This window comes from Streptomyces sp. NPDC006012 (assembly GCF_042871185.1).
GTDB lineage: Bacteria > Actinomycetota > Actinomycetes > Streptomycetales > Streptomycetaceae > Streptomyces.
In genome coordinates this window covers 24,505-51,144 of sequence record NZ_JBIAIE010000037.1, presented here as the reverse complement: position 1 = coordinate 51,144, position 26,640 = coordinate 24,505, and the positions used below count along the sequence as shown (strand labels likewise).

General features: G+C 72.9%; 22 protein-coding genes and 3 pseudogenes. 11 read left to right on the top strand and 14 right to left on the bottom strand.

Annotation, left to right across the window (positions count from 1 at the left end; all coding sequences use genetic code 11):
- Positions 1-29: 29 nt before the first annotated feature.
- Complete coding sequence (locus ACFYPJ_RS36360; protein ID WP_389025931.1) at positions 30-1,232, bottom strand: Gfo/Idh/MocA family protein; 1,203 nt, start codon at positions 1,230-1,232, stop codon at positions 30-32.
- Positions 1,233-1,421: 189 nt separating this feature from the next.
- Here ACFYPJ_RS36360 and ACFYPJ_RS36355 point away from each other — a divergent pair, with 189 nt between their 5' ends.
- Together ACFYPJ_RS36355 and ACFYPJ_RS36350 are read left to right on the top strand one after the other, a co-directional pair.
- Positions 1,422-2,588 (top strand): ROK family protein, encoded by a 1,167-nt coding sequence (locus ACFYPJ_RS36355; protein ID WP_389025929.1) that lies wholly within the window; start codon positions 1,422-1,424, stop codon positions 2,586-2,588.
- Between the two features lie 168 nt (positions 2,589-2,756).
- The gene (locus tag ACFYPJ_RS36350) at positions 2,757-2,942 is read left to right on the top strand and encodes a hypothetical protein (RefSeq protein ID WP_389025927.1); all 186 of its coding nucleotides are present in this window, start codon (positions 2,757-2,759) and stop codon (positions 2,940-2,942) included.
- Between the two features lie 76 nt (positions 2,943-3,018).
- On the opposite strand, the gene ACFYPJ_RS36345 is transcribed toward ACFYPJ_RS36350, so the two are convergent.
- The 5 genes from ACFYPJ_RS36345 to ACFYPJ_RS36325 form a co-directional block, all read right to left on the bottom strand.
- Positions 3,019-3,705, bottom strand: a complete 687-nt coding sequence (locus ACFYPJ_RS36345) for a class I SAM-dependent DNA methyltransferase (RefSeq protein WP_389025925.1) — start codon at positions 3,703-3,705, stop codon at positions 3,019-3,021.
- Between the two features lie 209 nt (positions 3,706-3,914).
- Positions 3,915-4,334, bottom strand: coding sequence for a Zn-ribbon domain-containing OB-fold protein (locus ACFYPJ_RS36340; protein WP_389025923.1), 420 nt, complete (start codon positions 4,332-4,334; stop codon positions 3,915-3,917).
- 163 nt (positions 4,335-4,497) lie between these two features.
- Complete coding sequence (locus tag ACFYPJ_RS36335; RefSeq protein WP_389025921.1) at positions 4,498-5,244, bottom strand: TetR family transcriptional regulator; 747 nt, start codon at positions 5,242-5,244, stop codon at positions 4,498-4,500.
- A gap of 99 nt (positions 5,245-5,343) precedes the next feature.
- Positions 5,344-5,718 carry a hypothetical protein gene (locus ACFYPJ_RS36330; protein WP_389025919.1) on the bottom strand — a complete coding sequence of 125 codons (375 nt, stop codon included), beginning with the start codon at positions 5,716-5,718 and terminating at the stop codon, positions 5,344-5,346.
- A 427-nt stretch (positions 5,719-6,145) separates the two neighbouring features.
- Entirely contained in the window at positions 6,146-7,069 is a 924-nt protein-coding gene (locus ACFYPJ_RS36325) for a MurR/RpiR family transcriptional regulator (RefSeq protein ID WP_389025962.1), read from the bottom strand.
- Between the two features lie 522 nt (positions 7,070-7,591).
- Between ACFYPJ_RS36325 and ACFYPJ_RS36320 the strand changes: the two are divergent.
- The 3 genes and pseudogenes from ACFYPJ_RS36320 to ACFYPJ_RS36310 form a co-directional block, all read left to right on the top strand.
- Positions 7,592-9,221: pseudogene (locus ACFYPJ_RS36320) on the top strand (hypothetical protein); the annotation flags it as partial.
- A 50-nt stretch (positions 9,222-9,271) separates the two neighbouring features.
- Positions 9,272-10,012, top strand: coding sequence for a beta-phosphoglucomutase family hydrolase (locus ACFYPJ_RS36315; RefSeq protein ID WP_389025917.1), 741 nt, complete (start codon positions 9,272-9,274; stop codon positions 10,010-10,012).
- Positions 10,009-11,831: pseudogene (locus ACFYPJ_RS36310) on the top strand (glycoside hydrolase family 65 protein). The gene ACFYPJ_RS36315 and the pseudogene ACFYPJ_RS36310 overlap by 4 nt, the downstream one beginning before the upstream one ends.
- An 81-nt stretch (positions 11,832-11,912) precedes the next feature.
- Here the strand turns inward: ACFYPJ_RS36310 and ACFYPJ_RS36305 are convergent.
- Entirely contained in the window at positions 11,913-12,806 is an 894-nt protein-coding gene (locus tag ACFYPJ_RS36305) for a M48 family metalloprotease (protein WP_389025916.1), read from the bottom strand.
- Complete coding sequence (locus ACFYPJ_RS36300; RefSeq protein ID WP_389025914.1) at positions 12,803-13,186, bottom strand: BlaI/MecI/CopY family transcriptional regulator; 384 nt, start codon at positions 13,184-13,186, stop codon at positions 12,803-12,805. The genes ACFYPJ_RS36305 and ACFYPJ_RS36300 overlap by 4 nt, the downstream gene beginning before the upstream one ends.
- A gap of 169 nt (positions 13,187-13,355) precedes the next feature.
- On the opposite strand from ACFYPJ_RS36300, the gene ACFYPJ_RS36295 reads away from it, so the two are divergent.
- The 3 genes from ACFYPJ_RS36295 (at position 13,356) to prcB (ending at position 16,708) form a co-directional block, all read left to right on the top strand.
- Positions 13,356-14,840: a hypothetical protein gene (locus tag ACFYPJ_RS36295; protein ID WP_389025960.1), complete on the top strand. Its 1,485-nt coding sequence runs from the start codon at positions 13,356-13,358 to the stop codon at positions 14,838-14,840.
- Positions 14,837-15,784: a YbhN family protein gene (locus tag ACFYPJ_RS36290; protein ID WP_389025912.1), complete on the top strand. Its 948-nt coding sequence runs from the start codon at positions 14,837-14,839 to the stop codon at positions 15,782-15,784. The genes ACFYPJ_RS36295 and ACFYPJ_RS36290 overlap by 4 nt, the downstream gene beginning before the upstream one ends.
- Before the next feature lie 69 nt (positions 15,785-15,853).
- Complete coding sequence (gene prcB / locus ACFYPJ_RS36285; RefSeq protein WP_389025910.1) at positions 15,854-16,708, top strand: proteasome subunit beta; 855 nt, start codon at positions 15,854-15,856, stop codon at positions 16,706-16,708.
- 174 nt (positions 16,709-16,882) lie between these two features.
- Here prcB and ACFYPJ_RS36280 read toward each other — a convergent pair whose 3' ends face one another.
- Entirely contained in the window at positions 16,883-17,659 is a 777-nt protein-coding gene (locus ACFYPJ_RS36280; protein ID WP_389025908.1) for a response regulator transcription factor, read from the bottom strand.
- 124 nt (positions 17,660-17,783) lie between these two features.
- On the opposite strand from ACFYPJ_RS36280, the gene ACFYPJ_RS36275 reads away from it, so the two are divergent.
- Entirely contained in the window at positions 17,784-18,608 is an 825-nt protein-coding gene (locus ACFYPJ_RS36275) for a hypothetical protein (protein ID WP_389025906.1), read from the top strand.
- A gap of 6 nt (positions 18,609-18,614) precedes the next feature.
- On the opposite strand, the gene ACFYPJ_RS36270 is transcribed toward ACFYPJ_RS36275, so the two are convergent.
- From ACFYPJ_RS36270 to ACFYPJ_RS36255, 4 genes and pseudogenes are all read right to left on the bottom strand, one after another.
- The gene (locus ACFYPJ_RS36270) at positions 18,615-19,973 is read right to left on the bottom strand and encodes a sensor histidine kinase (protein WP_389025904.1); all 1,359 of its coding nucleotides are present in this window, start codon (positions 19,971-19,973) and stop codon (positions 18,615-18,617) included.
- Entirely contained in the window at positions 19,970-20,647 is a 678-nt protein-coding gene (locus ACFYPJ_RS36265; protein ID WP_389025902.1) for a response regulator transcription factor, read from the bottom strand. Before ACFYPJ_RS36265 ends, ACFYPJ_RS36270 begins: the two co-directional genes overlap by 4 nt.
- A 175-nt stretch (positions 20,648-20,822) precedes the next feature.
- Positions 20,823-21,470: pseudogene (locus ACFYPJ_RS36260) on the bottom strand (phosphatase PAP2 family protein); the annotation flags it as partial.
- Positions 21,467-22,069, bottom strand: a complete 603-nt coding sequence (locus tag ACFYPJ_RS36255; RefSeq protein ID WP_389025900.1) for a phosphatase PAP2 family protein — start codon at positions 22,067-22,069, stop codon at positions 21,467-21,469. The pseudogene ACFYPJ_RS36260 and the gene ACFYPJ_RS36255, both read right to left, overlap by 4 nt.
- Before the next feature lie 211 nt (positions 22,070-22,280).
- On the opposite strand from ACFYPJ_RS36255, the gene ACFYPJ_RS36250 reads away from it, so the two are divergent.
- Positions 22,281-23,480 carry an IS110 family transposase gene (locus ACFYPJ_RS36250; protein ID WP_389025899.1) on the top strand — a complete coding sequence of 400 codons (1,200 nt, stop codon included), beginning with the start codon at positions 22,281-22,283 and terminating at the stop codon, positions 23,478-23,480.
- 5 nt (positions 23,481-23,485) lie between these two features.
- On the opposite strand, the gene ACFYPJ_RS36245 is transcribed toward ACFYPJ_RS36250, so the two are convergent.
- Positions 23,486-24,145 carry a DedA family protein gene (locus ACFYPJ_RS36245; RefSeq protein WP_389025897.1) on the bottom strand — a complete coding sequence of 220 codons (660 nt, stop codon included), beginning with the start codon at positions 24,143-24,145 and terminating at the stop codon, positions 23,486-23,488.
- Positions 24,146-24,334: 189 nt separating this feature from the next.
- Here ACFYPJ_RS36245 and efeU point away from each other — a divergent pair, with 189 nt between their 5' ends.
- Entirely contained in the window at positions 24,335-26,425 is a 2,091-nt protein-coding gene (efeU, locus tag ACFYPJ_RS36240; protein ID WP_389025895.1) for an iron uptake transporter permease EfeU, read from the top strand.
- Positions 26,426-26,640 lie beyond the last annotated feature (215 nt).

Genomic DNA, 26,640 nt, shown 5'->3' with positions numbered 1-26,640 from the left:
GCGCGCCGCCCAGGCACCCGGCCGGGTGCTCAGCTCTCCGGCGCGTCCCCGAAGTCGGGGATCTGCAGCCGGACCCCGCCCTGCCGCGCGGACTCGTGCGCGATGATCCCCGGCAGGGTGTAGCGGGCCGCCACCCAGGCGTTCACGGACGGCAGGGTGCGGGTGTTCACCGCGGTCACGAAGTCGTCGACCAGGAAGTGGTGGCTGCCCTCGTGCCCGTTGTGCAGGTGGTCGAACTCCCGCGGCAGCCGGGCCCGGTCGTGCACCGGCGCCGAGCCGGAGGTGAACGCGGCCCGCAGCTCGGGCGCGATGTGCTGGAGCGACGGGTCGTCGGGGGACAGGGTGGGCTTGGGCTCCAGCAGTTCGCTGATGTCGGTCACCCCGCCCTTGTCCTGCCAGAAGGCCACCGTGGCGAGCTGCTCCATGCTCGCCTCCGTGCCGAAGAACCGGAACCGGGACTCGCGGATGTGTGACGGGTAGCCGACCCGCCGGAACTCGTTCGTGCGGAACGAGCCGCCGCCCGCCACCTCGAACAACGCCGTCGCGTTGGAGACGTCGTTGTCGAACTGGCTGACCGAACGGTCGAAGACGCCGTCCCCGCGCCCGTCGACGACCCCGAGGGCCGACACGCTCACCGCGTGCGTCTGCCAGGCGCCGAGCACACCGCCCACCGAGTGCGTCGGGTACAGCAGCGGGGGATAGCTGGCGGTCGCCTTCCAGTCCTCGCCGCCGCTGTAGCGGTAGGCGTCGTAGAAGCCGAGGTCCATGTCGTGGACGTAGTCGCCCTCGGCATAGAAGATCCGCCCGAAGGCGCCTCCGGCGATCTGGTTGCGGGCGTGCACGGTCGCCGGGTTGTACTGGCTCGTCTCGCCCATCATGTAGGTGAGCCCGGTCGTTCTGACCGCCTCGATGATCGCGGCGATCTCCTCGGTGGTGATCGCCATGGGAACCGCCGAGTACACGTGCTTGCCGGCGGCCAGGCCCTGGAGGACCAGCGGGCCGTGGGTCCAGCGCTGGGTGAAGACGGCGACCGCGTCGACGGCCTCCGACTCCAGCATGGCCTCGTACGACGGGAAGGTACCCGCGAGGGACTGGGCCGCCGCCAGCTGTTCGGCCCGCTCGGGCAGCAGATCGGTGACGTACACGTCGCCGACACCGGGGTGGGCCTGGAACAGGGTGGCGAACTGGCCGGAGAACTGTCCGGCGCCGACGATGCCGAGGGAGAACGTCATGAAATGGGTGCCCTTCAGTGGCCGCGGACGCATGTCATCCGGGTGGTGGTCTTCCTCGGGTACTTACTTTCGACTCGAAATAATCAATTCGTCAAGACCCCCTGGACAAGCCGTGCTCCCGGGCCTGGCGCGCTCTAGAGTGGGTGTCTTACTTCTGTTCCGAAAGATACATCGGGGAGTTGGATCTCCATGACTGCCGCAGCTGCCGCCGCCAGCTGGCTGCCGCTCAGCCCCGGGGAGCGCTCCGTGGCCATCGAGGTGCTGGTCCAGGGTCCGCTGTCGCGCGCCGACCTGGCCCGGCGACTGGACCTCTCCGCGGGCAGCCTCACCCGGCTGACCAAGCCGCTGATCGAGTCCGGGCTGCTCGTCGAGGTCCCGGAGGCCGGCACCCCCGGCGAGGCGCGGCAGGGGCGCCCCTCACAGCCGCTGGACGTCGTCGCCGAATCCCGGTCCTTCCTCGGCTTCAAGATCACCGAAGACATGGTGTACGGCGTCGTCATCAGCCTCAGGAGCGACATCGTCGCCCGCCTCGACCGCCCGCTCACCACGCACGACCCCGGTGAGGCCGTCGATCTGCTCGCTCGCATGACCGCCGAACTGGCCGCCCGTTTCCCCACGCTCGCGGGCATCGGCATCGGGGTGGGCGGACTCGTGCAGGACCGTGCCGTGGTCGGTGAGTCGCCCTTCCTGAAGTGGCGGGACGTGCCGCTGGCCGAACTGGTCGGCGCGCGCACCGGGTTGCCGGTGGTCGTGGAGAACGACTTCGCGGCCCTGGTCGAGGCGGAGACCTGGTTCGGCGCCGGCCGCGGCCTGGACCGCTTCGTCGTCCTGACCATCGGGGCCGGTTTCGGCTACGGCCTGGTCCTCGGCGGCAGGCGCGTGCGGTACGCGGAGGAGAACCGGGGCTTCGGGCACCACTGGATCATCGACCCCAACGGGCCGCTGACCCCGGGCGGCGAGCGTGGCAGTGCCGTGTCGTTGCTCACCATCCCCAGCATCCGGTACCAGATCCGGGCCGCCACCGGCCAGGACGCCACGTACGAGGAGATCCTCGCGCGCGCCGCGGAGGGTGAGCCGATGTCCGTCCGGGTGCTCGACGAGGCGGCACGGGCGCTGGGCACGCTGGTCGGGCAGATCGCCAACCTCGTGATGCCGCAGAAGATCGTGCTCGCCGGGGAGGGTGTCGGGCTGATGGACGTGGCCGGAGCGAGGGTGTGGGAGACCCTCCGGGCGCACCGCCATCCGCTGGCCGCGCCCGTCGCCCTGGAGACCAAGGTGTCCGACTTCCACGACTGGGCGCGTGGGGCGGCCGTGCTGGCGATCCAGGTCCTGGTGCTGGGCGCCGCCGAGGACTGACCCGGCCGGGCGGTGCCCTGATGCGGTTCCTGAGGAAGGCTCACCGACCGGTGGCCGAAAGGGGAGTGACTTCCCGTGACCGGTCGCAGCCTGACGTGATGAGTAACACGGTCCGATATATCCATTATCGGTCGTGCTTACTCACCTGGTCTTCACCTCGGCTGGCATATGCTTCACATCATGTCCACCACAGTTGAAGCCGCCTCCGAGCGATCGGCCGCGGAGGTCAACGAGGAGATCCGGGCCCTGTGGCTGCGGTCGGGCGGGACACTGAGCGTCGAGCAGCGCGCGGAGTACCAGCGGCTCGTCCTGGAGTGGGCCGCCGCAGCCCCGCAGCCGTCGCAGGCGGCCTGAGCGCCGCGGCCGGGGGGCTTCCCCGGTGCGGCGTCGGCTCCTCCAGCCGGACCCCGGCTGAGCGCGGCCGATCGCGTCAGTGCTCCTGCTTCCGTCTGCAGCGCAGGAAGATCTGTTCCTCCGGTTTGGTGTCCGCGGAAGCCGGCGCGTACGCGGCGAAGGACTCGCCGACGATCTCGAAGCCCGCCTCCTCGACCACCTCGCACAGTTCGTCCCGCAGATAGCCGGAGACCCGGACCGTGGTGCCGATGAACGGGATCGCGAAATCGTCGACGTCGGCCTCGACCATCGACAGGGCGAACAGACCCCCCGGGACCAGCAGCCGGCTGACGGCCCGCAGCGCGAACGGGATCTCCGCGCGCGGCAGCATGATCAGCGTGAAGAACGCCGTGACCGCGTCGAACCGGCCCAGGTCGTGGGATCCGCCCGGGTAGAGGTCCGCCATGTCCAGTTGATGGAACCGGGCGGCGGGCACGTTCGCCCGGGCCAGGCCGACCATCGTGCTCGACAGATCCACGCCCACCACCTCGAATCCCGCGTCCGCCAGCCGACGCGCGGTGGGCACTCCGGTACCGCATCCCAGGTCCAGCACCCGGGCGTCGGGCCGCAGCGAGTCGACCAGCCACTCGGTGGCGGCGACCTGTCCCTCCTTGTGCGGGAAGACCTTGTCGTACCGCCCGCCGATGGCATCGAACGCCTCGGCCTGGCCGCTGCGGTCGGGTCGTATGTTCCCGTAGCCGGGCGAACTGCTGGGGCTGGTCACGAATGATCTCCCTTTGGAGGCGAACTGAGGTGATTCGCGCGGATCGTCCGTGCACAATGCGTCGGACACCCCGGGTCACCGGTGCCGGGTGCGTCACCAAGCGTAACCGCCCTCGGGGAGGGATCAACCCCAAGTGGCCGAGTGGTGCCGCCGATCCGCCGTGCGGTGCGGTCCCGCTCCGCCGGGATGCGGCGGGTGGCCGGCAGGCGTCAGTGCCAGGTCCGGTACGGCGGTTCGTCGAGCAGTTGGAACACCGGCTCGCCGCGCACCGGATCCTTGGCCGTCGACAGCCGGACGCGGTCCCCGGTGTGCACGGCCACGGGCGGACCCATGACCCGGCCCCGCAGGACGAAGCCCTCGGCCATCTCGATCAGGGACACATTGCGCGCGACGGGAGTGTTGCGGTGCAGCACCGAGGCGTGGCGGACCGTGCCGATCCCCGCGCTGCGCTCCGTGACGAGTTCGCCGCCCTGGCACACCGGGCACAGCAGCCGGTGGTACATGGCGGTGCCGCACCAGGTGCAGCGCTGGAACAGGAGCGCGTCGCTGAAGCCCGCGGCCATGGAGTCGAGGACGCCCGTCGCACTGCCGGCCCCCGCCTGGGCGGCAGGTCCTGAGAAGTGGTTCACGCTGGTCAACTCCCTGCGCTCGGCCGGAAACCCGCGTACCCAGCAGTGGCCGGGCGCGCCTGTGCGCGGTGCGCCGTGCCACCGTGCACGCCGAGCAGGATATGGCACTCAGTGTCAATCGTATAGGTACTCGGTACCCCGAATCTCCGGGAAGCGGGAGCCGTCAGTCCCGCCCGCGTGCCGATTCCAGTTGCTGCACCACCCGCCACAGCGGCGCGTCGCGCCGGGACACCAGGACGATCACGTCCTCCGGGTGCCCGGCCCGCGGGAACCCCCCCTGCGCACCCGGGAGTTCCTGCCCGGCGCCGGGCGCGGCCGGGCAGGCGAAGGCGGACTGCACGTGGCCCAGCGCATGGTCGACGGCCGCGTCGGCGTCGGTCCGGCCGCCCGAACGCAGCCAGGAGCGCAGGGCGTTGTTGTGCGCCGCGACCACCGCGGCCGCGATGACGTCGGCCCGCAGCGTCCCGTCGGACTGCCCGGCGAAGCGTCCGCGCAGATACTCGGCCAGCGCACGCTCGTAGCGCCACACCACGGACAGTTCGTACGCGCGCAGTCCCGGCACCTGCTTGGTGAGCCGGTAACGCTGCACGGAGAAGGGCGGGTTCTCGGCGTACATGCGCACCACCAGCCGGGCCGCGTCGCACACCCGGCGCACCGGCTCGTGCTCCGTGCCGCGCTCGGCGAGGAAGGCGGTCATCTCGGCCAGACAGCGCTCGTGGTCGGGGAAGACCACGTCCTCCTTGGAGGGGAAGTAGCGGAAGAACGAACGCCGTCCGACCCCCGCGAGCGTCACGATGTCGTCGACGGTGGTCCGTTCGTAGCCGCGCTCCAGGAACAGCTGGAAGGCCGCCGCGACCAGGGCGTCCCGCATCGGCGGCTTCGCGGCGGACGCCGTGCTGCTGGTGCTCATGGACGCGAACGTAGCATCGCACCGACCGTCCTGGCACTCAGTGCAATCTTGGCGGGAACCGAGTGCTCTCCGGTGCTTGCCGTAGGGGGTCGGCGGGGGTCAGCGTGCGGTGCCGTGCCCCACCAGGGCCTCGGTGACCGCGCGGACGCTGCGGGCGATGTGCTGGAGCTGACGGATCTCGGCCGCGTACAGCTTGATGGAGTGCTCGATGACCGATTCGGGCAGGCCCAGCAACGGCAGTTCCGTCCGGGCGGTCTGCAGTGCCGTGCGGGCCACCCGGATCTCGTGGTGGACCTGGATCTGCGCGTGCCGGGCCAGCAGCACCGGGTGCCGGATCAGCGCCGGGTAGCCGGCGTAGCGGGCCGGTACCAGTTCGCGCAGCCACCTGGCCGCGGAGCGTTCCCAGTCGTAGCTGCCCGGCAGCTTGACCTGGCAGGGCCAGTCCGGACTGTTGCGCGTGGTGGTCAGGGGCATGGTCGTCGCTTCCGGGTGCGGTGTCGTGCGGGGGTGGGCCGACGGGTTCGGGCGGCCCCGGCCTAGGGGATGACCGGGGCCGCCGCGGGCCGCCGCGCGGGCGGGGCCCTGCCGAGCACCCCGGGTGCCGACACGGGTAGGAGGCGGCGGCTCGGGACGCTCGTCGAGGAGCCCCGGACGCCGGACGCCGGCGCGGCGAGCGGGCGGCGGCGTGCGCATGGCGGTCCGGCTTTCTCGGGGGCGGTGCGAGAGATGCGTCCTGGGGTGTGGAACCCATCTGGAGTGAACCGGATGCGTTCCGTGAGCAGTATTTATATATGCCGTCGTCTTGGCAAGCCGCATGAAAACATTCATGCGGCTTCTGTGGTGAATGGTCCCGGTACCGGACACGCACGCCGTGGCGGCCCGTACCGGACCGTGCCGGGGGTCAGCCCTTCAGGAAGAACTGGTGCTGCTCGGCGACCTGTTCGTACTCCTCCAGGCGGGCCTGGGTGCGTTCGGGATCGGCGTCGGTCATGGCCTGCAGCAGCGCGGCGGACAGCAGGCCGGGTGCTGCGTAGGAGTCGAAGACCAGCCGGGAGCCGGTGCCGGTGGCGAAGGTGACGTCGGCCTCGTCGGCCAGCGGCCCGAGCGCCAGATCCGTGACCAGGGCGACCCGCAGCCCGGCGCCCCGCGCCACCCGGATCGCGGTGAGGGTCTCCTGCGCGTGCCGCGGCATGGCGAACGCCAGGATCCAGGTGCCGCCCGCCTCGTGCGACTGCAGCAGCGCGTCGTAGGCCACGCTCCCGCCTCGGGTCACCAGCCGTACGTCGGGGTGGATGCGCCGGGCGGCGTAGGCGAAGTACTCGGCGAGCGACACGGAGATACGCAGGCCCAGGACGGTCAGCGGGGACGAGCGGGACAGTTCGCGGCCCAGCCGGATCACCCGGTCGGGGTCGGCGAAGTCCCGCCGCAGGTTCTCCAGGTTCGCGATCTCGGCGTCGACGGCCGCCTGGAGTTCGTTGCCGCGGTTCTCCTCGGCCGCGCCCGCACCGCCGGGGATGGCGCCCAGCGCGATCGACCGCAGCCGCTCCCGCAGCGCGGGGTAGCCGCTGAAGCCCACGGCGGTGGCGAAGCGGGTCACCGAGGGCTGGCTCACCCCCACCCGCTCGGCGAGCTCGGTGATCGACAGGACGGCGGCCTCGGCGTTGTGCTCGATGAGGTACTGGGCGATGCGCCGCTGCCCGGGGGACAGCCCGCGTCCGTCGAACAGCTCCCTGAGCCGGGAGGCCGGTGCGGCTTCCGCGTCCGGCACGGTCCTGCCCGCGGTGATCGCGGACGCCTGCGCGCGTGCCTGCTGCACCGATGGCACCGAGGTGCCTTCTCTGTCTCCCACGAAGACTCAACATAGCTCACCGGCCGCGGTGACCTGGGGTTGTGCAGGCTGCGGAGGACCGTCGGCGAAGAATCGTCCGCGTCGGCCGGGCGGCTGCCGTCGATCGGTCCGGCCACCGGCCCCTCGCTGGTCGGGGCCCGATGGCCACGGGTGCCGTGGAGCCGGGACCGCCGGGCGCGGCGAGGGCCGGGTCTTTCGGTACTTCCCACCGCGCCCTTCCGCCGGCGGACGGCACCGCGCCGTACATCGCACGGGCAGGCCCTCTCCGGTATGCACGGGTACGGCCCGCGGTCGGTCGCAGTTCACCTCGTGGTGGAACGGGTGGGGCATCCCGGGTGCGGGGCGAGGACCGGCACGGTCCGACCGCCGCCGCGTCCGCGTGTTTGCGTGTTCGCGTGTTCGCGTGTTCGCTCAGGCGGGGAAAGAGCCGACGGCAGGCCCGGCCGTCACCCGGACGGAGGGTCGGAACCCGGGCTTCTCCCGTACCAGCGCCGCCCGTTGCACGATCTGCCGGACACCCCGCAGGCGTACGACGCCGTCCTCGCCGACGTCGCCGAACAGGCCCTGGCCCGGCTCACCCATGAGGGCGGCCTGGAGCACCCAGGGGCGCACCTGGACATCGGCGACACCTGCCTCGGTGTGACCTCCCTGCTGGCCCTGGCCTGGCAGCGCGGCCGGGATCCGCGGCTGCCGGAGGCCGTGCGCCGCAGCCTCGCCTTCCATCTGCGCGAGCGGGTGTACACCGAGGACAACCCCGGATACCCCAATCTGCGGGTCAGGGGCTCCGGTCTGCCGTACGCCCGTTATGTCCTGGAGCCGGGCGGGCACCCCATCGGCGACTGGCCGAGCACCGTGTGGGCGCTGCTCCAGGCGGTCGACGTCCTGGACCTCGCCGACGGGCTCCTGGACGACGCCCGTCGCGCCGCGCTCACCGAGGTGGCGCACGGCTACTGGCGGTGGTTGACGGAGGCGACCTTCTTCAACCCGCAGGAGGCCGGCAACCAGGCCATCGGCTGCGTCGTCGGCGGGCTGACGCTCGCCCGTCACCTGCCGCCCGCTCGGGCCGAAGCAGTGCGCTCCCGCGCCCTCGCCCTGTACACCGAGCGGATCCGGGCCCACCGGATCAGGGACCGTGGCGCGCTCCTGCCCCCGGAACACGGCGGCGCCTACGACAACAACTACGGCCCGATCTCCCTCTCCTTCCTCGCCCAGGCGCACCGGGTCAGCGGTGAGGCGGTCTTCGCCGAGGACGGCGACACGCTGGCCCGCTACATCGACGCGCGCCTGCCGGGCGGCGGCTACGACACCGGCGGCCCGCGTTACAGCGAACAGCACTCCGGATTCGAATCGGTGCTCGGCCTGCGTTACTTCAGCGGCCGTATCGGTTCCGACCTGGGTCGTTACCGGGGTGACACCCGCTGGGGCCGGTATGCGGTGCGACCCGACGGCGGGCTCGACGGGCACTTCGCGTGGATGCTGGTGTGGCAGATCCAGGACACCTCACGCTGGCACCGCACCCCGTCGGCCGGGCCGGTGCGGCACCAACTGCGCGCGGGCACGGTCTCGGTGGCCTTCGACGACCGGATGACCCCGTCGCTGATCGAGGCCGCGGGGACCTAATACCTGCCCGCCGCGGTCGACCGCCGGCACGGCTTCGGCCCGGTGGTCGACGGCTTCCTGCTGTGCCGGCCCATGGGGGAGGTCCGGGTGCGGGACGCGCACGCCGCCCCGCTGACGGCCAAGCTGGTCAGCAAGCCGGTGGTCGGCCCCGACCAGGTTCTCCGCCACGTGCGGTCCCTGTACGCCACGGACGGTACGAGCCTGTGGACGGTGGTCGCCGTGGAACGGCTGGCCGGTGACCCCCGTCTGCTGGCCGGGCTGCCGTACGCGGCGGACGACGGCGACCGGGTGCGGCGCGTGGCGCAAGGCGAGGTGACGTCCGCGGGCGCGCTGCGGCTGAGTCATCCCGCGCTGACGATGGGCGTCGACGGCTTCGATGCGCGCAGCGAACTCACCCAGGAGCAGGCGGCGTTCGCCCTCGCGGCCGACCCGCGGGGCTACGGCAACCCCGACGAGGGCTGGCGCCACCTCGTCGGCGTTCGAGGCGGGCCCGGCGCCCGGAGCGCCGGTGTGGCGTACGGCACCTCTGGGGTGCACTGCGTGGGGAAGAGTGCTGCCATGACACAGCTCGGTCTGCCCGCCCCCATCGTCGCCTGCCTCTTCGACCTGGACGGCGTCGTCACCAAGACCGCCGTCGTCCACGCCGCCGCGTGGAAGGAGACGTTCGACGCCTTCCTGCGGGACCGGGACGGCGAGAACTTCCGTCCGTTCGACGCCGCGGCCGACTACGCCGAGTACGTCGACGGCCGCCCCAGGGCCGACGGCGTGCGGACCTTCCTCGCCGCACGCGGCATCGGCCTGCCGGAGGGCCGGCCCGACGATCCACCCGACGCCGCCACCGTGCACGGCCTCGGCAACCGCAAGAACCTCCTGCTCGTGGCGAAGATCCGCACCGAGGGCGTCGAGCCGTACCCGGGCACCCTGCGCTATGTCGAGGCCGCTCGGGCGCGTGGGCTGCGCACCGCGATCGTCTCCTCCAGCGCCAACACACGCGACGTGCTGCGCTCCATCCGCGCCGAGCACCTGTTCGACGTCCGGATCGACGGGGTGGTCGCCGCGGAGCGCCGGCTGCCGGGCAAGCCGCACCCCGACACCTTCCTGGCCGCCGCCGCCGATCTCGGCGTACGGCCCGGCCAGGCCGCCGTCTTCGAGGACGCCCTGGCCGGCATGGACGCGGGACGCAGCGGCCATTTCGGGTATGTCGTGGGTGTCGACCGGGTCGGACACGCCGACGCGCTGTACGCGCACGGCGCCGACGTGGTCGTCGCGGATCTGGCGGAGCTGGGGGGCGCGGAATGATCACTCACCGTTCGTACGCCGTCGAGCCGTGGACCGTACGCGAGACGGACCTCGGCCTCGACGTCCTGGCGCAGAGCGAGTCGGTGTTCGCCCTGTCCAACGGGCACGTCGGCTGGCGCGGCAACCTCGACGAGGGCGAACCGCACGGGCTGCTCGGCAGCTATCTCAACGGCGTGCACGAATTCCAGCAGCGAGAGCGGCGCCGACATGGCCCGGCTGACGATCACCTCCGTACTGGAGCCGGGCCGGCGGCTGCGGGTGGAGAAGCTGGTCGCCCACGGCTGGTCCGGGACCCGCTCCCGGCCCGCGGTGAGCGACCAGGTGGACGCAGCCCTCGCCTCCGCCGCACACGACGGCTGGTCCGGCCTGCTGGCCGGACAGCGTGCCTGTCTGGACGAGTTCTGGGCGCGCGCGGACGTCGAGGTGGACGGCGACGAGGAGATCCAGCAGGCCGTCCGCTTCGCTCTGTTCCACGTGCTCCAGGTCGGGGCCCGTGCCGAGCGGCGGGCCATACCGGCCAAGGGGCTCACCGGGTCCGGCTACGACGGGCACGCGTTCTGGGACACGGAGATGTTCGTGCTGCCCGTACTCATCTGCACCGCGCCCGAGGCGGTCGCCCAGGCGCTGCGCTGGCGGCACGACACCCTGCCCGCCGCCCGCGAGCGGGCGGCCCAACTGGGCCTGGACGGAGCCGCGTTCCCCTGGCGCACCATCGCCGGCTCGGAAGGCTCGGCATACTGGCCGGCCGGCACCGCGGCCTTCCATGTGAACGCCGGGATCGCGGTCGCCGCGCTGCGCTACACGGCGGCCACGGGGGACGAGCGGTTCGAGCGCGAGGTCGGGGTCGAACTGCTGGTCGAGACTGCCCGGCTGTGGCGCTCCCTGGGTCACCATGACCCGCACGGCGCCTTCCACCTCGACGGCGTGACCGGCCCGGACGGAGTACAGCGCGATCGTCGACGACAACACGTACACCAACCTGATGGCCCGGGAGAACCTGCTGGCCGCCGCCGCCGTCGCACGCCACCCGCGGGAGGCGGACTGGCTCGGCGTCGGCGCGCAGGAGAGCGCGGCCTGGCGGGACGCGGCGGAGGCCATGCACGTTCCCTACAACCGCGAACTCGGCGTGCACGAACAGCACGCGGGCTTCACCCGGCACCGGCGCTGGGACTTCGAGCGCACCCGGCCCGACCAGTACCCGCTGCTCCTGCACTTCCCGTACTTCGACCTCTACCGCAAGCAGGTGGTCAAACAGGCCGACCTGGTGCTGGCCATGTACACCTGCGGCGAGTTCTTCGACGAGGAGCACGTCGCACGCAACTTCGCCTACTACGAGGCGCTCACCGTGCGGGACTCCTCGCTGTCGGCGTGCTGCCAGGCCGTCATCGCCGCCCAGGCGGGCCATCTGGAGCTGGCCCACGACTACGCCGCCGAGGCCGCCCTGATGGACCTGGCGGACCTGGAGCACAACACCCGGGACGGACTGCACATCGCGTCGCTGGCCGGTACCTGGATGGCGCTCGTGGCGGGCTTCGGCGGCCTGCGCCGGCGCGAGGCCACGCTGCGGTTCACCCCGCGGCTGCCGGAGCGGATCAGCCGGCTCGCCTTCAACCTGGCGTATCGCGGCAGCACGCTGCGGGTGGAGATCCGCGCGGACAAGGTGAGCTACACGCTGCTGGACGGCCCGTCGCTCGCGCTCCACCACCACGGGGAGCCGCTTTCCGTGAGCGCCGACGAACCCGTGATCCGTGCGGTCCCGCCGCTCGGACCGCGTCCGGCCTCCACCCAGCCGCGGCACCGCCGCCCGGACCGGGCCTGACGGCGAGGACGTCCGCGGACGTGCGTCACCCGGCGGCGCCCGGTCCCAGCGGGGGAGAGCCGGTCGCCTGCCGGGGCTTCCTCAGAACAGCACGCTCGCCAGCAGTGCGTAGAGGTCGTCCGTGGCGTCGGCGGCGCAGGCCGCCGACAGGGCGCCGAGGGCGAGGACGGCGAGCGCGAGGGACCACAGACGCGGGGGCGGGGTCGTCTGCAGGGCGGCGACGCGGCGGGTGACGGACCGGTCCGTGAAGCCGAGGGCGTGCCGCGGCCGGCTGCGGCAGGCGGTGAGCGCCGCCCGCGCCAGCGCGCGGGCGGTGGCCGTCCGGTCCCCGACCGCGGTCGCGGCCTGTTCGTCGGCCCAGCGCTCCACCAGGAAGACGACGGCCCGCAGGGTCGGGACGAGCAGCGGATCGGCCGCGGCGGCGAGCGTGACCGCCGTCACCAACGCGCCGTGGCGGTGGGCGAGATGGGCGCGTTCGTGGGCGAGCAGCACCCGGCGCTCGGCCGGTTCGAGGGCGCCCAGCATCGCCGAGGTGACCAGGATCCGTCCCGGTCGCCCGGGGATGGCGAACGCCCGCGGCGCCGGGGAGGCGGCGACGATCAGTTCGGTGTCCGCCGGATGCCCCCGGCACAGCTGCCGCAGGGCCCGCCGGGTGGCGCGCTCGGCCCGTACGGCGCGGTGCACCCGCCAGGCGACGACGGCCAGCGCCGCACACGCCGCGATCCCGACGGTCTCCGGCACCGGGTCGGCCAGCCGGTGCCCGTCCTCTCTGGCCTCCGCGATCACCGAGGGCGCGCTGCCGACCAGCGTGGCGGCCAGCAGGGCCAGGGACCAGGTGGTGGCCGCGGCGGTGAGCACGGCCGCGGCGACCAGCACGCGTGCGGCCAGCGCCGGGGCCACCCGGCGCCCGATCACCGGACTGATGACGGGCAGCAGCAGCGACAGCAGCAGCGGCGTGTACACGTCGACCCTCATGCGGTGCCCCCGCCCAGCAGGTGGCGCAGTGCCCGTTCCTCCTCGGCGCTCAGTCCGGACACGAACTGCTGGAGGGCGGCAATGGGGTCCGGGCCGCGGTCCAGGGCTTCGTGCATCGCCTCGGCGGTCAGCTCGGCGGCGTTCTTCACCGGCCGGTACGCGCCGCGCCGCCCGTCGGCGTCCCGGAGCACGAGCCCTTTGTCGTACAGTCGTTTGAGGATGGTGTGGACCGTGTTGTAGGCGAGCCCGCCGTCCAGCTCCGCCTGGATCTCGGCGGGCGTCAGCGGCCGTTCGGTGGCCCAGAGTGCGGCCAGCACCTCGCTCTCCAACTCCCCGGCGCTGCGCCGTTCCGTCCTGTCGCGGGAACCCGTGCCAGCCATGCCCCCAACCTTACAGCGCGTAGTGCCACCGGCAGGTCCGCCGTGTCCGCCGCGGACGGCTGCCTGATGCGGGTTAGTTTGATCGTGTTTGTCTTCGGCTCCCACCCTCGGTACTACAGCCTGTAGGGTGTCGGAAACCCTACACGATGTAGGGGTGGAGGGGTGGATGATGGCCGGCAGCGCGAACGTCACACTCGCCGGGACGGGCCGCGACCGCCGCCGGCCCGGATCCGCCGCCGGCGCCGCCCGCGCCCAAGGCCCCCTCGCCCTCGTGGCGGCCGCCTTCACCCTCGCCCAACTCGTCCTCGTACGCCCCGGAATGGGCCTCGGCTGGGACGAGACCGTGTACGTGAGCCAGGTCAGCGGCCACGCCCCCGCCGCCTTTTTCAGCGCTCCCCGCGCCCGCGGCATCTCGCTGCTCGTCGCACCCGTGACCTCCTGGTCCTCCTCCACGCCCCTGCTGCGCTGCTACCTCGCCGTACTCTCCGGACTCGCCCTGTTCCTGGCGCTGCGCGCCTGGCGAGGACTCTTCCCGGTGCGCGTCCTGGCCCTGGCGGGCGCCCTGTTCGCCTCGCTCTGGGTGACACTCTTCTACGGCCCGCAGGCCATGCCCAACTACTGGGTCGCCGTCGGCGCGCTCGCCGCTGTCGCCTGCTTCCTGCGCGCCCGCGCCGGCCGGGCCGACCGGGCCGCACTGTGGGGACTGGCCGCGGGCGCCGCGCTGATGGCCTGGATGCGGCCCACCGACGCGGTCTGGACGAGCCTGCCGCTGCTCGCCCTGGCACTCGGTCGCCGCCACTGGCGCCCGCTCGTCGCACTTATGGCGGGCCTCGCCGCGGGCGCCGCCGAGTGGGTGGCCGAGGCGTACGTGAGCTACGGCGGCCTGGCGCGCCGGCTGTCCGACGGCTCGGCGATCCAGGGCGGCCTCGGCTGGCACTTCGCCGTCACCGACCAACTGCGCAGCCTGGGCGGACGGGCCCTGTGCCGGCCGTGCACCGGAGCGATGCCCCACCCGGTGGTCACGGTGTGGTGGTTCGTGCTCCCCGTGCTCGCCCTGTACGGCCTGGCCCTCGCCGTCCGGGCCCGGCGCGGCGCCCCCACCGCGCTGCCATTGGCCTGCGCGGCGACCGCCGCCTTCCCCTATCTGTTCATGATCGGATACGCGGCGCCCCGCTTCCTGCTGCCCGCCTACGCCCTGCTCGCCCTTCCGGTGGCCGTAGCCCTCGTCCACCTGGTGACCGCGACCGCGCCGGCCCGGCGGTCGCTCGTCGCGACCCTGGTCGCGATCGGAGTGGCCGCCCACCTCGCGGTGCAACTCGCCGTCCTGGAGAACACGGTCGGCCGTACCACGGCCGCCCACCGCGACTGGTCCCGCACCGCGGCCGAACTGCACCGCCTGGGCGTCCGCCGGCCCTGTCTGCTCACCGGGCACGACGCCATCCCGATCGCCTTCTACGCCGGCTGCTCCTCCGCCGCGACCTCGGGCCACAACGCCAACTCGACGCAGGCCGACATCGAACGGACCGCGCGCAGCACCCCGGTGGCCGCACTCGTCACGGCCGGCGGCCTGCCACCCGCGTACGCCCGCTCCTGGCCGTCCACGTCCGCCGGCGGGCTGCGCCTGTACTACGTCGTTCCGGCGGCCGGCTCATGACGGCCCCGGCGGACCTCGCCCCCGCCGTCGGCCGACGGCGTGCCTACTGGCACACCGCCGGCTCCCTCGCCGTCCTGACGGTCGCCTCCTACCTGGCGCGGCGGCACTGGCCGACGGTCCGGACCGGCGCCGTGCGGCTGGCCGTCGCCGACCACGGCTGGCTGCTGGTGGGAGCCACGGCGGCGATCGCCACCTGGGCGTGCTCGGCGCTCGCCCAGCAGGGCGCGGTCCCGCGCAGGCTGCCCGGCGGCCGACTGGTCGCCACGCAGTTCGCCGCTTCCGCCGCCAACCACGTACTGCCCGCAGGGCTGGGCGCGGGCGCCGTCAACCTCCGCTTCCTGATGCGCTGCGGGCTCCCGGCCGGACGCGCCGCCAGCGCCATCGCGGTCAAGGCCACCGCGGGCGGCGCGGCCCGCGGCGCGCTCATCGCGGCACTCACCCTCGCCTGTCCGGGGCTGCTGCGCCTGCCGCGGATCTCCCCGGTCGTGCTCGCCGTCGCGCCGGCCGCCCTGGTCCTGCTGGCCGTGCTGCTGCGCTCCCGGCTGTGGCCCCGGTGCCGAGGGGCCCTGCGGACGGTGCTCGCCGACATCCGCGCCGTGCACACCAACCCGCCCCGCGCGGCCGCCCTGTGGGGCGGCTCCCTGGCCTTCGCCACGGCGCACGCCCTGGTGCTGATCGCCGTCTGCCAGGCGGTCGGACTGCCGCTGCCCCCGTTGCGGGTGGCGCTGCTGTACCTCGCCGCGAGCAGCGCCGCCGCCCTGCTGCCCACACCGGGAGGCATCGGCTCCCTGGACGCCGCGCTCGCCTTCGCCCTCACCGCCGACGGAGCCCCGGGCGCCACGGCGGCCTCCGCCGTCCTCGGCTACCGCCTGCTGACCGTGTGGCTGCCGCTGGTTCCGGGGCTGCTGGTGCTCGGCGTGCTGATGCGGCGCAAGGCCCTGTGAGCGGACCGGAGTTTCCCGCGCGTCCGCATCAGGTAGGAACCCCGTTGCCGACGACGAAGGGGGAATGCCATGACAGGAGAGGACACCGGCGGGCGACTGGGGGCGGAATTCTTCACCCCCGGCACCGCGTCCTTCACCGAGTTCCTCGCCGCACACCGGCCTGACCTGCTGCCGACGCGCCGCCCCTTCCCGGACGGGGTACGGGCCGGGTCCGACCGGTTCCCGCACGGCACCACGATCCTCGCCCTCGTCTACCGCGACGGCGTCCTGATCGCCGGCGACCGCCGGGCCACCATGGGCAACCTCATCGCCCAGCGCGACCTGGAGAAGGTCCATCCCGCGGACGACCACACGGCGGTGGCCTTCGCGGGCACCGTCGGTCTTGCGCTGGACATGGTCAAGCTCTACCAGGTCGAGCTGGCCCACTTCGAAAAGGTGGAGGGCATCCCCATGACCGTGGGCGCCAAGGCGACCCGGCTGGCCGGCCTGATCCGGCAGAACCTCGGCCAGGCCATGCAGGGCCTCGCGGTCGTCCCCCTGCTCGCCGGCTACGACCGGTCCGCGCCCGGCGGCGGACGGGGCCGCATCTTCAGCTTCGACGTGGCCGGCGGCCGCTACGAGAAGTCCGGCTTCCACGCCGAGGGCTCCGGCTCCCCGTACGCCCGTGGCGCGCTGAAGAAACTCTTCCGCCCGGGCATGCCCCGCCGGGAAGCGGCCCTCGCGGCCCTCCAGGCGCTGTACGACGCTGCCGACGACGACTCCGCCACCGGCGGCCCCGACATCAACCGACGGATCTTTCCCGTGGTCTCGGTCATCACCGCGGACGGTTTCGAGCGACTGCCCGAGGCCGAGACGGAAGGGCTCAGCCGCAACGTGGTGGAGCAGCGCCGCAGCCGTCCGGACGGGCCCGGCGTCGCGCCCTGAGATGCCGGGAAGCGCCGTGTGGGCGTGGGCGGCCGGGAACGGCCGCCTGGGCCTGGGGCGCCGCCGGGTCTTTGAGCCGCTGCGCCTTCGGGTCCTCCGACGTAGGGCTTCGGTCCTTGAGCTTCAGGCTGACGCCTTCGGGCTTCGGCCCGCGCGCCGGCTCGGGCGAGGCGCCTACGCCGGATCGGTTTCGAGCCGGTAGCCGTGCCCCCGCAGGGCGGTGATCCGGGGCAGCCGCACCGTACGCGGCACGGACTCGGCCGCGTCGGTCAGCCGGCGGCGCAGACTCGCCACGGTGGCGTCGAGGGTCTTCGTCGAGCCGGACCGGTTCTCGTCCCACACCCGCGCCATCAGCGTCTTTCGGGACACGGCCGTGTCCGAGTACCGGGCGAGCAGCGCCAGCAGGTCGAACTCCTCCGGCCGCAGCGGGACTTCGGCGTCGTCCAGGGTGCAGTTCCGGGCCGGCACGTCGAGGACCAGGTCGCCCAGTCGCACCGGCTCGTCCAGCGGGGCCGCGACGTACCGGGGCCGCAGGTGCGCCCGCAGCCGGTCCAGCAGCACGCTGAGCGTGAACGGCTTGGCCAGATGGTCGTCCGCCCCCGCCTCCAGCCCGGTGATCACGCCGATGTCGTCGGTGCGGGCCGTGAGTACGACGATCAGCAGATGGGGGAACCGGTCCCGCATCCTCCGGGCAACGTCGAGGCCGTCCAGGTCCGGCAGTTCCAGGTCCAGCAGCAGCGCGTCGTACGGCGCCCGTTCGGCCTCGGCCAGCGCGCCCGAGCCGGTTCGGCTCCAGGTCGGCGCGTAGTCGTTGGCACGCAGCCCGGTCTCCAGATGCCGGCCGATCGTGTCGTCGTCCTCGACGACGAGGACGCGGAAACGGCGGGGCTCGGGTGATACCGCGGGTATGCGCACACCGGCCAGCGTAGAGGCGGCGGTCCCTGCTGTCATGGCCCGCGGAGTTCCTCCACGGCGGACCGGCCGGCTGACCGGCGGCAGCACACCGGACGGCGACCGGCGCCGTGCGGTCCGCGGTCAGGATGCGTTCAGGCGCCCGGTGCCACCGTCGGGCCCCATGACATCAGAGACCTCCCCGATCCCGGCGACCCACACCGCGGATGCGGCACCCGGCCGCCGACGCTGGAACAAGGTGCCCGAAGTCACCGTCTACTTCTGGGTGATCAAGGTGCTGTGCACCACCGTCGGCGAGACCGCGGCCGACCTGCTCAACGAGAAGGCGGGCCTCGGCCTGACCGGCGTGTCGGCGCTGATGAGCGCGCTGCTCGCGGTCGTCCTGGTCGTGCAGTTCCGCACCCGGGCCTACCGGGCCGGCGTGTACTGGACGGCCGTCGCCCTGATCAGCGTCGTCGGCACACTGATCAGTGACAACCTCACCGACAACATCGGCGTGCCGCTGACGACGAGCACCACGGTGTTCGCGGTCCTCCTCGCGGTCTCCTTCACCGTCTGGTACCGCCGCGAGCGGACCCTGTCGATCCACAGCATCGACACCGGTGCCCGCGAGGCCTTCTACTGGCTCGCCGTGCTGTTCACCTTCGCCCTCGGCACCGCGGCCGGCGACCTGGTGGCCGAGCGCATGAACCTCGGCTACTGGCTGTCCGCCGTGCTGTTCGCCCTCGCCATCGCGGCGGTCGGTGTCGCCCACTTCGCGCTCGGCCTCGACGTCGTACTGAGCTTCTGGATCGCCTACATCCTCACCCGCCCGCTCGGGGCCTCCGTCGGCGACTACCTCTCGCAGCCGACCGGCGACGGCGGTCTGGGCCTGGGCACCGTGGTGACCAGTGTGCTGTTCCTCGCGGTCATCCTGGGCCTGGTCGGGTACCTCACGGTGACCCGCAAGGACGTCGCCGAGGAGCGGGCCGTGCGTCCGTCCGCGTAGCCGTCCCTATCCGGCGGGCAGCGTCACCACGAAACGCGCCCCCGGGGCGTGCCCCGGGTCGAAGGACACCTCACCGCCGGCGGAGCGGGCCAGGCGCCGGGCGAGCGGCAGCCCGAGGCCCGCTCCGCCGTGCCCGTCCGAGGGATCCGCGCGCCGGCCCGGCTGGAAGAGACGGTCCGTGAACGACTCCGGAACGCCCGGACCGTCGTCCGTGACCTCGACGCACACCGCGCCCGCCGCCGGACGGGCGGTGACCGTGACGTCGCAGCGGGCATAGCGCAGCGCGTTGGCGACGAGCGGGCTGACGATCCGCTCCAGCAGCGCGGACTGCACCCCGGCCGGCATCTGCAGGTCAGGACCGGTGACCGTGACCCGAATCCCGCCGGGTGGGTCCAGGGCCGCGGTCAGCCGGTGCAGCGCGGGCAGCACATCGGCCGTGCCGGGGGCCGGGCCGAGGCCGTCGCGGGCCTCGTCGAGCAGGGTGTCGCAGATGGTGCGCATCGACTGGGCCGCCTCGGCGATCACGTCGTGGGCGGCCCGGGTCTCGGCCTGCGACCGCGGCCGGGCACGCCACCAGTCCAGCTCGGCGACGATCCGGCTCAGCGGCGTCCGCAACTCGTGCGACAACTCCCCGGTGAGCTGCCGCTCGTGCCGCAACACCGCCCGTATGCGGTCGAGCAGGGCATCCAACGAGGCGCCGAGCCCGGCGAGTTCGGCCGGACGTCCGACACCGCCGAACCGCTCGTCGGAGGCCGTGGCGCTCCACTGCGCCGCCTGGTCCGTCATCGTGCGCACCGGCCGCAGCGCCCGGCCGACCGCCAGCCGGGTCAGACCGTAGGTGCAGGCGAGCATGAGGCCGTCCAGGGCGAAGGAGCCCAGCAGCAGTGTCTCGGCGGAACTGCGGTACGGGGACAGGTCCAGCGCCGTGACGACCGTGGCGGTGTCCGCGCCGGCGCCGGGGACCGGTTGGGCGCAGAGCCGGACCGGATCGGGCCCGTCCACGGTCGCACAGCTCCGGCCGTCGCGGGCCAGCGCCCCGGCCGCCCGGGTGAGGGCACCGTAGCGGGCCGCGGACGGCGGGCGTTCGAGCAGCCGAGGGCCCGCGTAGATCCACACATTGGTGTCCAGCGGCGCGTCGTTGGCGGTCTCCAGGACCCGTACCGTGCCGCCGCGGACCTCGACGGTGCCGGCGACGGCCGCCGCCCGGGTGCGCAGCTCGTCGTCCGCCTCGTGCTGGAGACGGTGCCTGGCCACGGTGTTGAAGGCCACGGTGAGGATCACCATCAGCAGCGCGGCCGTCGTCAGCGCGATCAGCGACAGCCGGCCACGCAGGGTGCGCGGCGCCCACCGGAACGGGATCCTCATACGAGCCGGTGGCCGATCCCGCGCGCGGTGCCGACCGTCAGCCCACTGCCCGCCGCCCGCAGCTTGCGTCGCAGCCGGGTCAGGTACTGGTCGAGGGTGTTGTCACTGACCCGCGCCCCTTCCGGCCAGCCCGCCCTGACCAGTTCGCGGCGGCGCACGATCTCGCCGCTCGCGGCGACGAGCGCCGCGAGCAGCCGGAACTCCGTCGGGGTGAGCGCGACCCGGGTGCCGTCCACGGTTGCGCCGTACCGCAGGGGGTCCAGGACCAGACCGCCCGGCGCGGCGGAGCCCTGCGGGACCGCGGCCTGAGGAGCGCAGCGCTTGAGCACGGCCCGCAGCCGGGCCGCGAGTTCGCTGAGGTGGAAAGGTTTGGCCAGGTAGTCGTCGCCGCCCGCGGAGAACCCCGACAACCGGTCCGTCAGACCGTGCCGCGCCGTCAGGAAGATGACAGGAGCGAGGAATCCGCCCGCGCGCATCGCCTGGCACACGTCCCGGCCGTCCGCGTCGGGCAGCCCGACGTCCAGCACCGCCGCGGCCACCTCGGGCGTCGCCAGCCGCAATGCCATGGCGCCGTCCCCGGCGGTCACCGTGTCGAAGTCTTCGTCGTGCAGGCCGCGCCGCAGGACGTCACGCAGGGCGTGATCGTCCTCGACGACCAGGATCTTGGGCCGCATGTTCCTCCGCCGGCGCTTGCGCCGCATCCGTCGTGTTCACTGAGCCGGCTGTGCCCGGCGCTCCGGCCGCCTCGGTCGTTCCGGTCGTCCCGGTCGTGTCGTCCGTGCTGGTCGTGTCGTTCGTGGCGCTCGTTCCGGTCGTGCCGACCGTGTCTGCCGCGCCGCTCGGGGTGATCGTGATGAGCCGAGCAGGGAGCCACCAGGCCGTCGCGCACAGACAGGCGCCGAGCCAGCCGACGGTGAACAGCCAGCCGCCGAGCACATCGGTGAACCAGTGCACGCCCAGATGGACCCGGGTCAGCCCGACCGCCACGCCCCAGCAGCCGGCGGCGAGGCACAGCGGAGTTCTGCCGCGTGGCGCGCGCAGGCAGATCGCGAGGATCAGCAGTCCGGCGGTGAGGGCCGCCGTGGTGCTGTGGCCCGAGGGATAGGACCAGCCCGAGGCGTGGGTCAGCCAGTCGGACCGCGGCGGGCGGGCCCGCGCGACCAGTTCCATGACGCCGTAGCGCGCGGCCTGCCCCGCGCCGAGGCAGGCCGCGCCGAGCAGTGCGGCCGCCAGCCGCTGCCGCGCGGTGCGCCCCGCGATGAGTGCGGCCGCCAGGACCAGCGCATACGGCACCACGCCCGTGCCGGTGGCGGTCAGTCCGCGGGCCACGGCGACCGCCACGGCCGGACGGTGACCGAGGGACCAGTGCAGCAGGCCGTCGTCCAGGAACCGCGGAGCGCCGTGGCCGCCGACCACGATCAGCGTCAGCACACCGAATGCGGCCCAGGCGCCGAGGCAGGCACTGCCGGCGAGTTCCGTGATGCCCTTGCGGTTCATGAGACCAGGAGCGGGCGCAGCCAGGTCGTCGACAGCCGCCCGGCGAGTCCTCTCGGCCATCGCCGCAGCACCGTCATCGACACGAGCGCGACGAGTGCGCCGGCCACCATCCCCGCGAGGACGTCATGCGGATAGTGCACCCCTATCCACACGCGGGAGACACCCATGGCGACCGCCGCCACTGCGGCGATGGCGCCCAGCCGTCCGGAGACGAAGCAGAGGGCCACCGCCGCGGCGGCCGCTATCGCCGCGTGATTGCTCGGGAACGACCAGTCGCCCGGCGCCGGACACGCTTCGAGCGTGCTGACCCGCAGGCTCTGACACGGCCGGTTCTCCGCCACCAGTGACTTGAGCCCGGTGTCCACGGCGAACGCCACCAGCACGGTCACCGGAACGGCCAGCGCCGTCATGGCCGCCGTCGCTCCCTCACGACGCGCGCGCCACCAGCCGACCGCCATCAGCACCGCGAAGGCGGCCAGGCCGTAGTCCGACCACACCGTCACCGCGCTGTTGAACCAGCCGGGTGTGTGGTGCGTCCAGCCCACCACGTCCGTGTACGCCGCACCGTCCACCGCCGGACCTGTGAGTGCGAGGATCATCGGTCTCCGTAAGGTGTTAGACGGCCCAGGAGGGCCGGATGTGGCTTATCGGGTCTTGCCTTCAGTGGCTCCCAAGGAGTGGCCGTCCGGCTCTCCGGGGCGCCCTGGCTGCTGATTGAGATGTGCGCGCCATGTGCGGTCGCTGTTTACGGAGACGACGGCGGGGTGTTCCTCGGGCCAACGGGATGACGGCTGGTTCGAGGAGGCGCGAGTGTGCGAGCCAAGTGCCCGTGTCTGGGCAGGTGTTGACGCCGGGAAGGGGCATCACTGGGCGGCCGTGGTCGACGAGACCGGCGCCACGCTGTGGTCGAAGAAGATCGACAACGACGAGACGGCGATTCTGACCGCCCTCGGCGCGATCCTCGACCTCGCCGACGAAGTCCACTGGGCGGTGGACATCTCCGGAACGTCCTCCGCGCTGCTGCTGGCCCTGCTCGCGGCCCACGGCCAGCAGGCTGTCTACGTGCCCGGACGGACCGTCAACCGCATGTCCGGCGCCTACCGGGGCGAGGCCAAGACGGACGCCCGCGACGCCTATGTCATCGCCGAAACCGCCCGCCACCGCCGGGACTTCACCACGATCGCCGTGCCCGCCCAGCTCGCCGCCGACCTCGCACTGCTGACCGCCCACCGCTCCGACCTGGTCGCCGATCGGGTCCGGATGATCAACCGCCTCCGCGATGTACTGACCGGCATCTTCCCCGCCCTGGAGCGGGCCTTCGACGACTCCGCCCACAAGGGCGCCCTGGTCCGGCTGACCGACTACCAGACCCCGGCCGCCATCCGCCGCCGCGGCCGGGCCCGCCTGACCGCCTGGCTGGCCAACCGCAGCGTCCGAGGCGCCGACGCGGTGGCCGCCACCGCGCTGGAGGCGGCCGAGGCCCAGCACACTGTCCTGCCCGGCGAGGACGTCGCCGCCGCGATCGTCGCCGACCTGGCCGCACAGATCCTGGCCCTGGACGACCGGCTCAAGCGCATCGACACGCAGATCCGCGCCACCTTCCACGCCCACGCGCAGGCCGAGATCATCGAGTCTCTGCCCGGTATCGGCCCGATACTCGGCGCCGAGCTCATCGTGGCCGCAGGCGATCTGACGGCCTACGCCGACGCCGGCCACCTCGCCTCGGCAGCCGGGCTCGTGCCCGTCCCCCGCGACTCCGGTCGCCGCACCGGCAACCTGCACCGGCCCAAACGGTACAGTCGCCGCCTGCGCCGGGTGTTCTACCTGTCCGCCCAGACCAGCATCATCAAGGACGGCCCCAACCGGGACTTCTACCTCACAAAGCGCGCTGAGGGCTGCAAACACGTCCAGGCGGTCATCGCGCTGGCCCGCCGCCGGGTCAGCGTCCTGTGGGCCCTCCTGCGCGACAACCGGATCTTCACCTCCGATCCGGTCGCGCAAGCGGCTTGACTCGGTCATTGAGACTCCTTCGCGGCCCTGCGCGAGCGCAGCACCTCGGCGACGAGCGGGATCAGTGACAGGACCACGATCACCGCGATCACCGGCAGCAGGTACTTGTCGACGTTCGGGACGGAGGAGCCCAGCGCATACCCCGCGAGCGTCAGCCCGACGCTCCACACCAGGCCGCCGATCACCTGCCACACCGTGAACGTCCGGGCGGGCACGCCGAGTGCCCCGGCCATCGGATTGAGCACCGTACGCACGACGGGTACGAACCGGGCGAGCACGATCGCCTTCGCGTGGCCGTAGCGGTCGAGCAGTTCCTCGGCGCGCTGTGCGCCCTCCTGCAATCGCGCCGAGCGGCTGCGCGCGAGCAGGGTGCGGCCTGCCTTGCGGCCCAGCAGATAGCCGCACTGCGAGCCGGCCAGCGCCCCCACCACGGCGGCGGCGAGCAGCGGCACCAGGGACAGCCGCAGACCCCGGTCGGCCGTGCCGGTGCACAGCAGGCCCGCCGTGAACAGCAGTGAATCGCCGGGCAGGAAGAAGCCGATCAGCAGCCCCGTCTCGGCGAAGAGGACCACACCGACGCCCAGCACGCCGAAGGCGGCCAGCAGCGAGTGGGCATCCAGCACGTTGACGGCGAGCTGCGACGACAGGTGTGGGGGAGGGATCATCGGCGCACCCTTTCGATGACTACATATCTGTAGACGGTCTACTGCACTGTAGACGATCGGCGCGCGTTCCGCGTTCCGGGCTTTTGCCGCTCCATTGCCGGTTCGTGACCTGATGACTACATGTGTGTAGTCATCATGGTCGGCGAAGGTAAGGCATGCCTTCGCTAACCAGGGAAGGGGTTGCAGGGCATGTGGGACGACGCGTTTCCCAGTTTCCTGATCGGACTGAGGGAAGGGCTCGAAGCCGGACTCATCGTCTCCATTTTGGTCGCCACCCTGGTTCGGGCGGACGCCAGGTCGCGATTGCCCCAGGTGTGGACCGGCGTCCTCGCGGCCGTCGCGCTGGCGATGAGCTTCGGCGCCGTCCTCACGTTCACCGCCGCGTCGCTCTCCGCGACCGCCCAGGAGGCGTTCGGCGGCACCCTCAGCGTGATCGCCGTCGCGTTCGTCACCGCCATGGTGTTCTGGATGCGCCGCTCCGCCCGCAGCCTCTCGGGCGAGATCAAGGAGAAGGTCACCGGTGCGCTCGCCATGGGCGCGGGCATGCTGGTCGTCACCTCCTTCCTCGCGGTGGGCCGCGAGGGGCTGGAGACGGCCCTGTTCCTGTGGACCACCGCCCAGGCCGCCGGTGAGTCGGCCGGGCCGCTGACCGGTGCAGGCATCGGCCTGGTCCTGGCGTCGGGCCTGTGCTGGGGTCTGTACCGACGGGTTCTGAAGATCAACCTGACGAGGTTCTTCACCGCCACCGGCGTCGTCCTCATCGTCATCGCGGCCGGTGTCCTCGGCTACGGTCTGCGCGACCTCCAGGAGGGCGGCGTCCTGCCCGGGAGCACGGCATACGCCGTGGACCTCGGCGGCAGCATCGACGCCGGCGCCTGGTACAGCACCCTGGTGCAGGGCGTGTTCAACCTGACGCCCACCATGACCTGGCTCCAGACGGCCGCCTACGTGGTCTACCTCGCCGTCGTGATGACCCTGTTCGTACGCGGCGTACGCGGCGTACGCGCCAACGCACCCAAGCCGGCCACTCCGGAGCGGGTCACACCCGAGCCGGCCGCACCCGAGCGCACCGTACCCGCCGGTCCCGACCAGGAGCCCACGCGGCAGCCGGTGGCCGCCCGTCGCAGGCCGGCCTGGGTGATCCCGGTCGCCGTCGTCGCCGTACCCGTGGTCGTCGCGGGCCTGGTCGTCGCCCTCGCCCGTCCCAAGCCGGCCGGCGCCCAGACCGTCGCCGTCTCCGAGACCGAGTGCGGCAAGGGCTTCGTCGCGCCGAAACCCGGCCGGCAGACCTTCCAGATGCACAACACCGGCAGCAAGACCTCCGAGGTGTACCTCATCGACCCGGCCTCCCATGCGGTCTACGGCGAGATCGAGGGCCTGGCCCCCGGCACCACCCGCGCCCTGGTCGCCACGGTCGCGGGCGGCACGTACGCCTGGCGCTGCGTGCCGAGCGCCGGCCGGGCGGTCACCTCCCGACCGGTCCGTGTCGGCGGCGGCGGAGCGGCCAAGGCGGTCGTACCGGTCGCGGAGAGCGACCTCGCCGCGCCCCTGAAGGCATACCGGCAGTACGTCAACCAGGGCCTGGCCACGCTGGGCACGCAGACCGGCACCCTCAACGACGACATCGCGCGCGGCGACCTCGACCGGGCCCGTGCCGACTGGCTGACCGCACACCTCACCTACTCCTCCCTCGGCGCCGCCTACGGCACCTTCGCCGAGTACGCCCAGCGGATCGACGGCCGGGCCGACGGTCTGGCGGGCGGCGTGCAGGACAAGGACTTCACCGGCTTCCACCGGATCGAGTACGGGCTGTGGCACGGGGAGTCCGCCGACCAGCTCACAGGGCCCGCCCGGCGGCTCGCCGACGCCGTCGCGGGCCTCCGCACGGCGTTCCCCGCCCAGGACTTCGACCCCGGCGACCTGCCGCTGCGCGCCCACGAGATCCTGGAGAACACCCTTCAGTTCGAACTGACCGGTGACACCGACGAGGGCAGCGGCACCAACCTCGCCACCGCGGACGCCGATCTCGACGGCACCCGGGAACTGCTCACCCTGCTCCGGCCGCTGCTGACCAGCCGGTCACCGAAGCTGCCGCCCACGGTCGACGCGGACATCGCCCGCGTCCAGCAGCTCCTGGACGCGGCCCACCAGGACGCGCGGTGGACGCCCGTCGCACAGCTCGACGCGACGGCCCGGGCCCGTCTCGACGGCGCCACCGGCCAGCTCCTGGAGGACCTGGCGCCGATCCCGGACCTGCTGGAGATCCGGAAGGCCGCCTGATGACCACCGAGCAGCCGCACGGGCACCCGCCCGACGCACGCCCCCCGCACCGGCCGGCCACCCCGCACCATCCCGCGGCTGCGGACCGGACCGCCACCCCGGACCGCTCCCCGGCTGCGGACCGGACCGCCACCCCGGACCGCTCCCCGGCTGCGGACCGGACCGCAGCCCCGGACCGCCCTCTTGCCCTCGATCACACCCCCCGCTCCGAAGGG

Excerpts from the sequence above, each read along its gene's own strand:
- ACFYPJ_RS36300 (WP_389025914.1), bottom strand. The coding sequence starts at position 13,186 with ATGGCTGGCACGGGTTCCCGCGACAGGACGGAACGGCGCAGCGCCGGG.
- ACFYPJ_RS36270 (WP_389025904.1), bottom strand. The coding sequence starts at position 19,973 with ATGAGGATCCCGTTCCGGTGGGCGCCGCGCACCCTGCGTGGCCGGCTG.
- ACFYPJ_RS36280 (WP_389025908.1), bottom strand. The coding sequence starts at position 17,659 with ATGACAGCAGGGACCGCCGCCTCTACGCTGGCCGGTGTGCGCATACCC.
- ACFYPJ_RS36330 (WP_389025919.1), bottom strand. The coding sequence starts at position 5,718 with ATGCCCCTGACCACCACGCGCAACAGTCCGGACTGGCCCTGCCAGGTC.
- ACFYPJ_RS36315 (WP_389025917.1), top strand. The coding sequence starts at position 9,272 with ATGACACAGCTCGGTCTGCCCGCCCCCATCGTCGCCTGCCTCTTCGAC.
- efeU (WP_389025895.1), top strand. The coding sequence starts at position 24,335 with ATGTGGGACGACGCGTTTCCCAGTTTCCTGATCGGACTGAGGGAAGGG.
- ACFYPJ_RS36275 (WP_389025906.1), top strand. The coding sequence starts at position 17,784 with ATGACATCAGAGACCTCCCCGATCCCGGCGACCCACACCGCGGATGCG.
- ACFYPJ_RS36255 (WP_389025900.1), bottom strand. The coding sequence starts at position 22,069 with ATGATCCTCGCACTCACAGGTCCGGCGGTGGACGGTGCGGCGTACACG.
- ACFYPJ_RS36305 (WP_389025916.1), bottom strand. The coding sequence starts at position 12,806 with ATGAGGGTCGACGTGTACACGCCGCTGCTGCTGTCGCTGCTGCTGCCC.
- ACFYPJ_RS36245 (WP_389025897.1), bottom strand. The coding sequence starts at position 24,145 with ATGATCCCTCCCCCACACCTGTCGTCGCAGCTCGCCGTCAACGTGCTG.
- prcB (WP_389025910.1), top strand. The coding sequence starts at position 15,854 with ATGACAGGAGAGGACACCGGCGGGCGACTGGGGGCGGAATTCTTCACC.
- ACFYPJ_RS36265 (WP_389025902.1), bottom strand. The coding sequence starts at position 20,647 with ATGCGGCCCAAGATCCTGGTCGTCGAGGACGATCACGCCCTGCGTGAC.
- ACFYPJ_RS36350 (WP_389025927.1), top strand. The coding sequence starts at position 2,757 with ATGCTTCACATCATGTCCACCACAGTTGAAGCCGCCTCCGAGCGATCG.
- ACFYPJ_RS36335 (WP_389025921.1), bottom strand. The coding sequence starts at position 5,244 with ATGAGCACCAGCAGCACGGCGTCCGCCGCGAAGCCGCCGATGCGGGAC.
- ACFYPJ_RS36295 (WP_389025960.1), top strand. The coding sequence starts at position 13,356 with ATGGCCGGCAGCGCGAACGTCACACTCGCCGGGACGGGCCGCGACCGC.
- ACFYPJ_RS36360 (WP_389025931.1), bottom strand. The coding sequence starts at position 1,232 with ATGACGTTCTCCCTCGGCATCGTCGGCGCCGGACAGTTCTCCGGCCAG.
- ACFYPJ_RS36355 (WP_389025929.1), top strand. The coding sequence starts at position 1,422 with ATGACTGCCGCAGCTGCCGCCGCCAGCTGGCTGCCGCTCAGCCCCGGG.
- ACFYPJ_RS36290 (WP_389025912.1), top strand. The coding sequence starts at position 14,837 with ATGACGGCCCCGGCGGACCTCGCCCCCGCCGTCGGCCGACGGCGTGCC.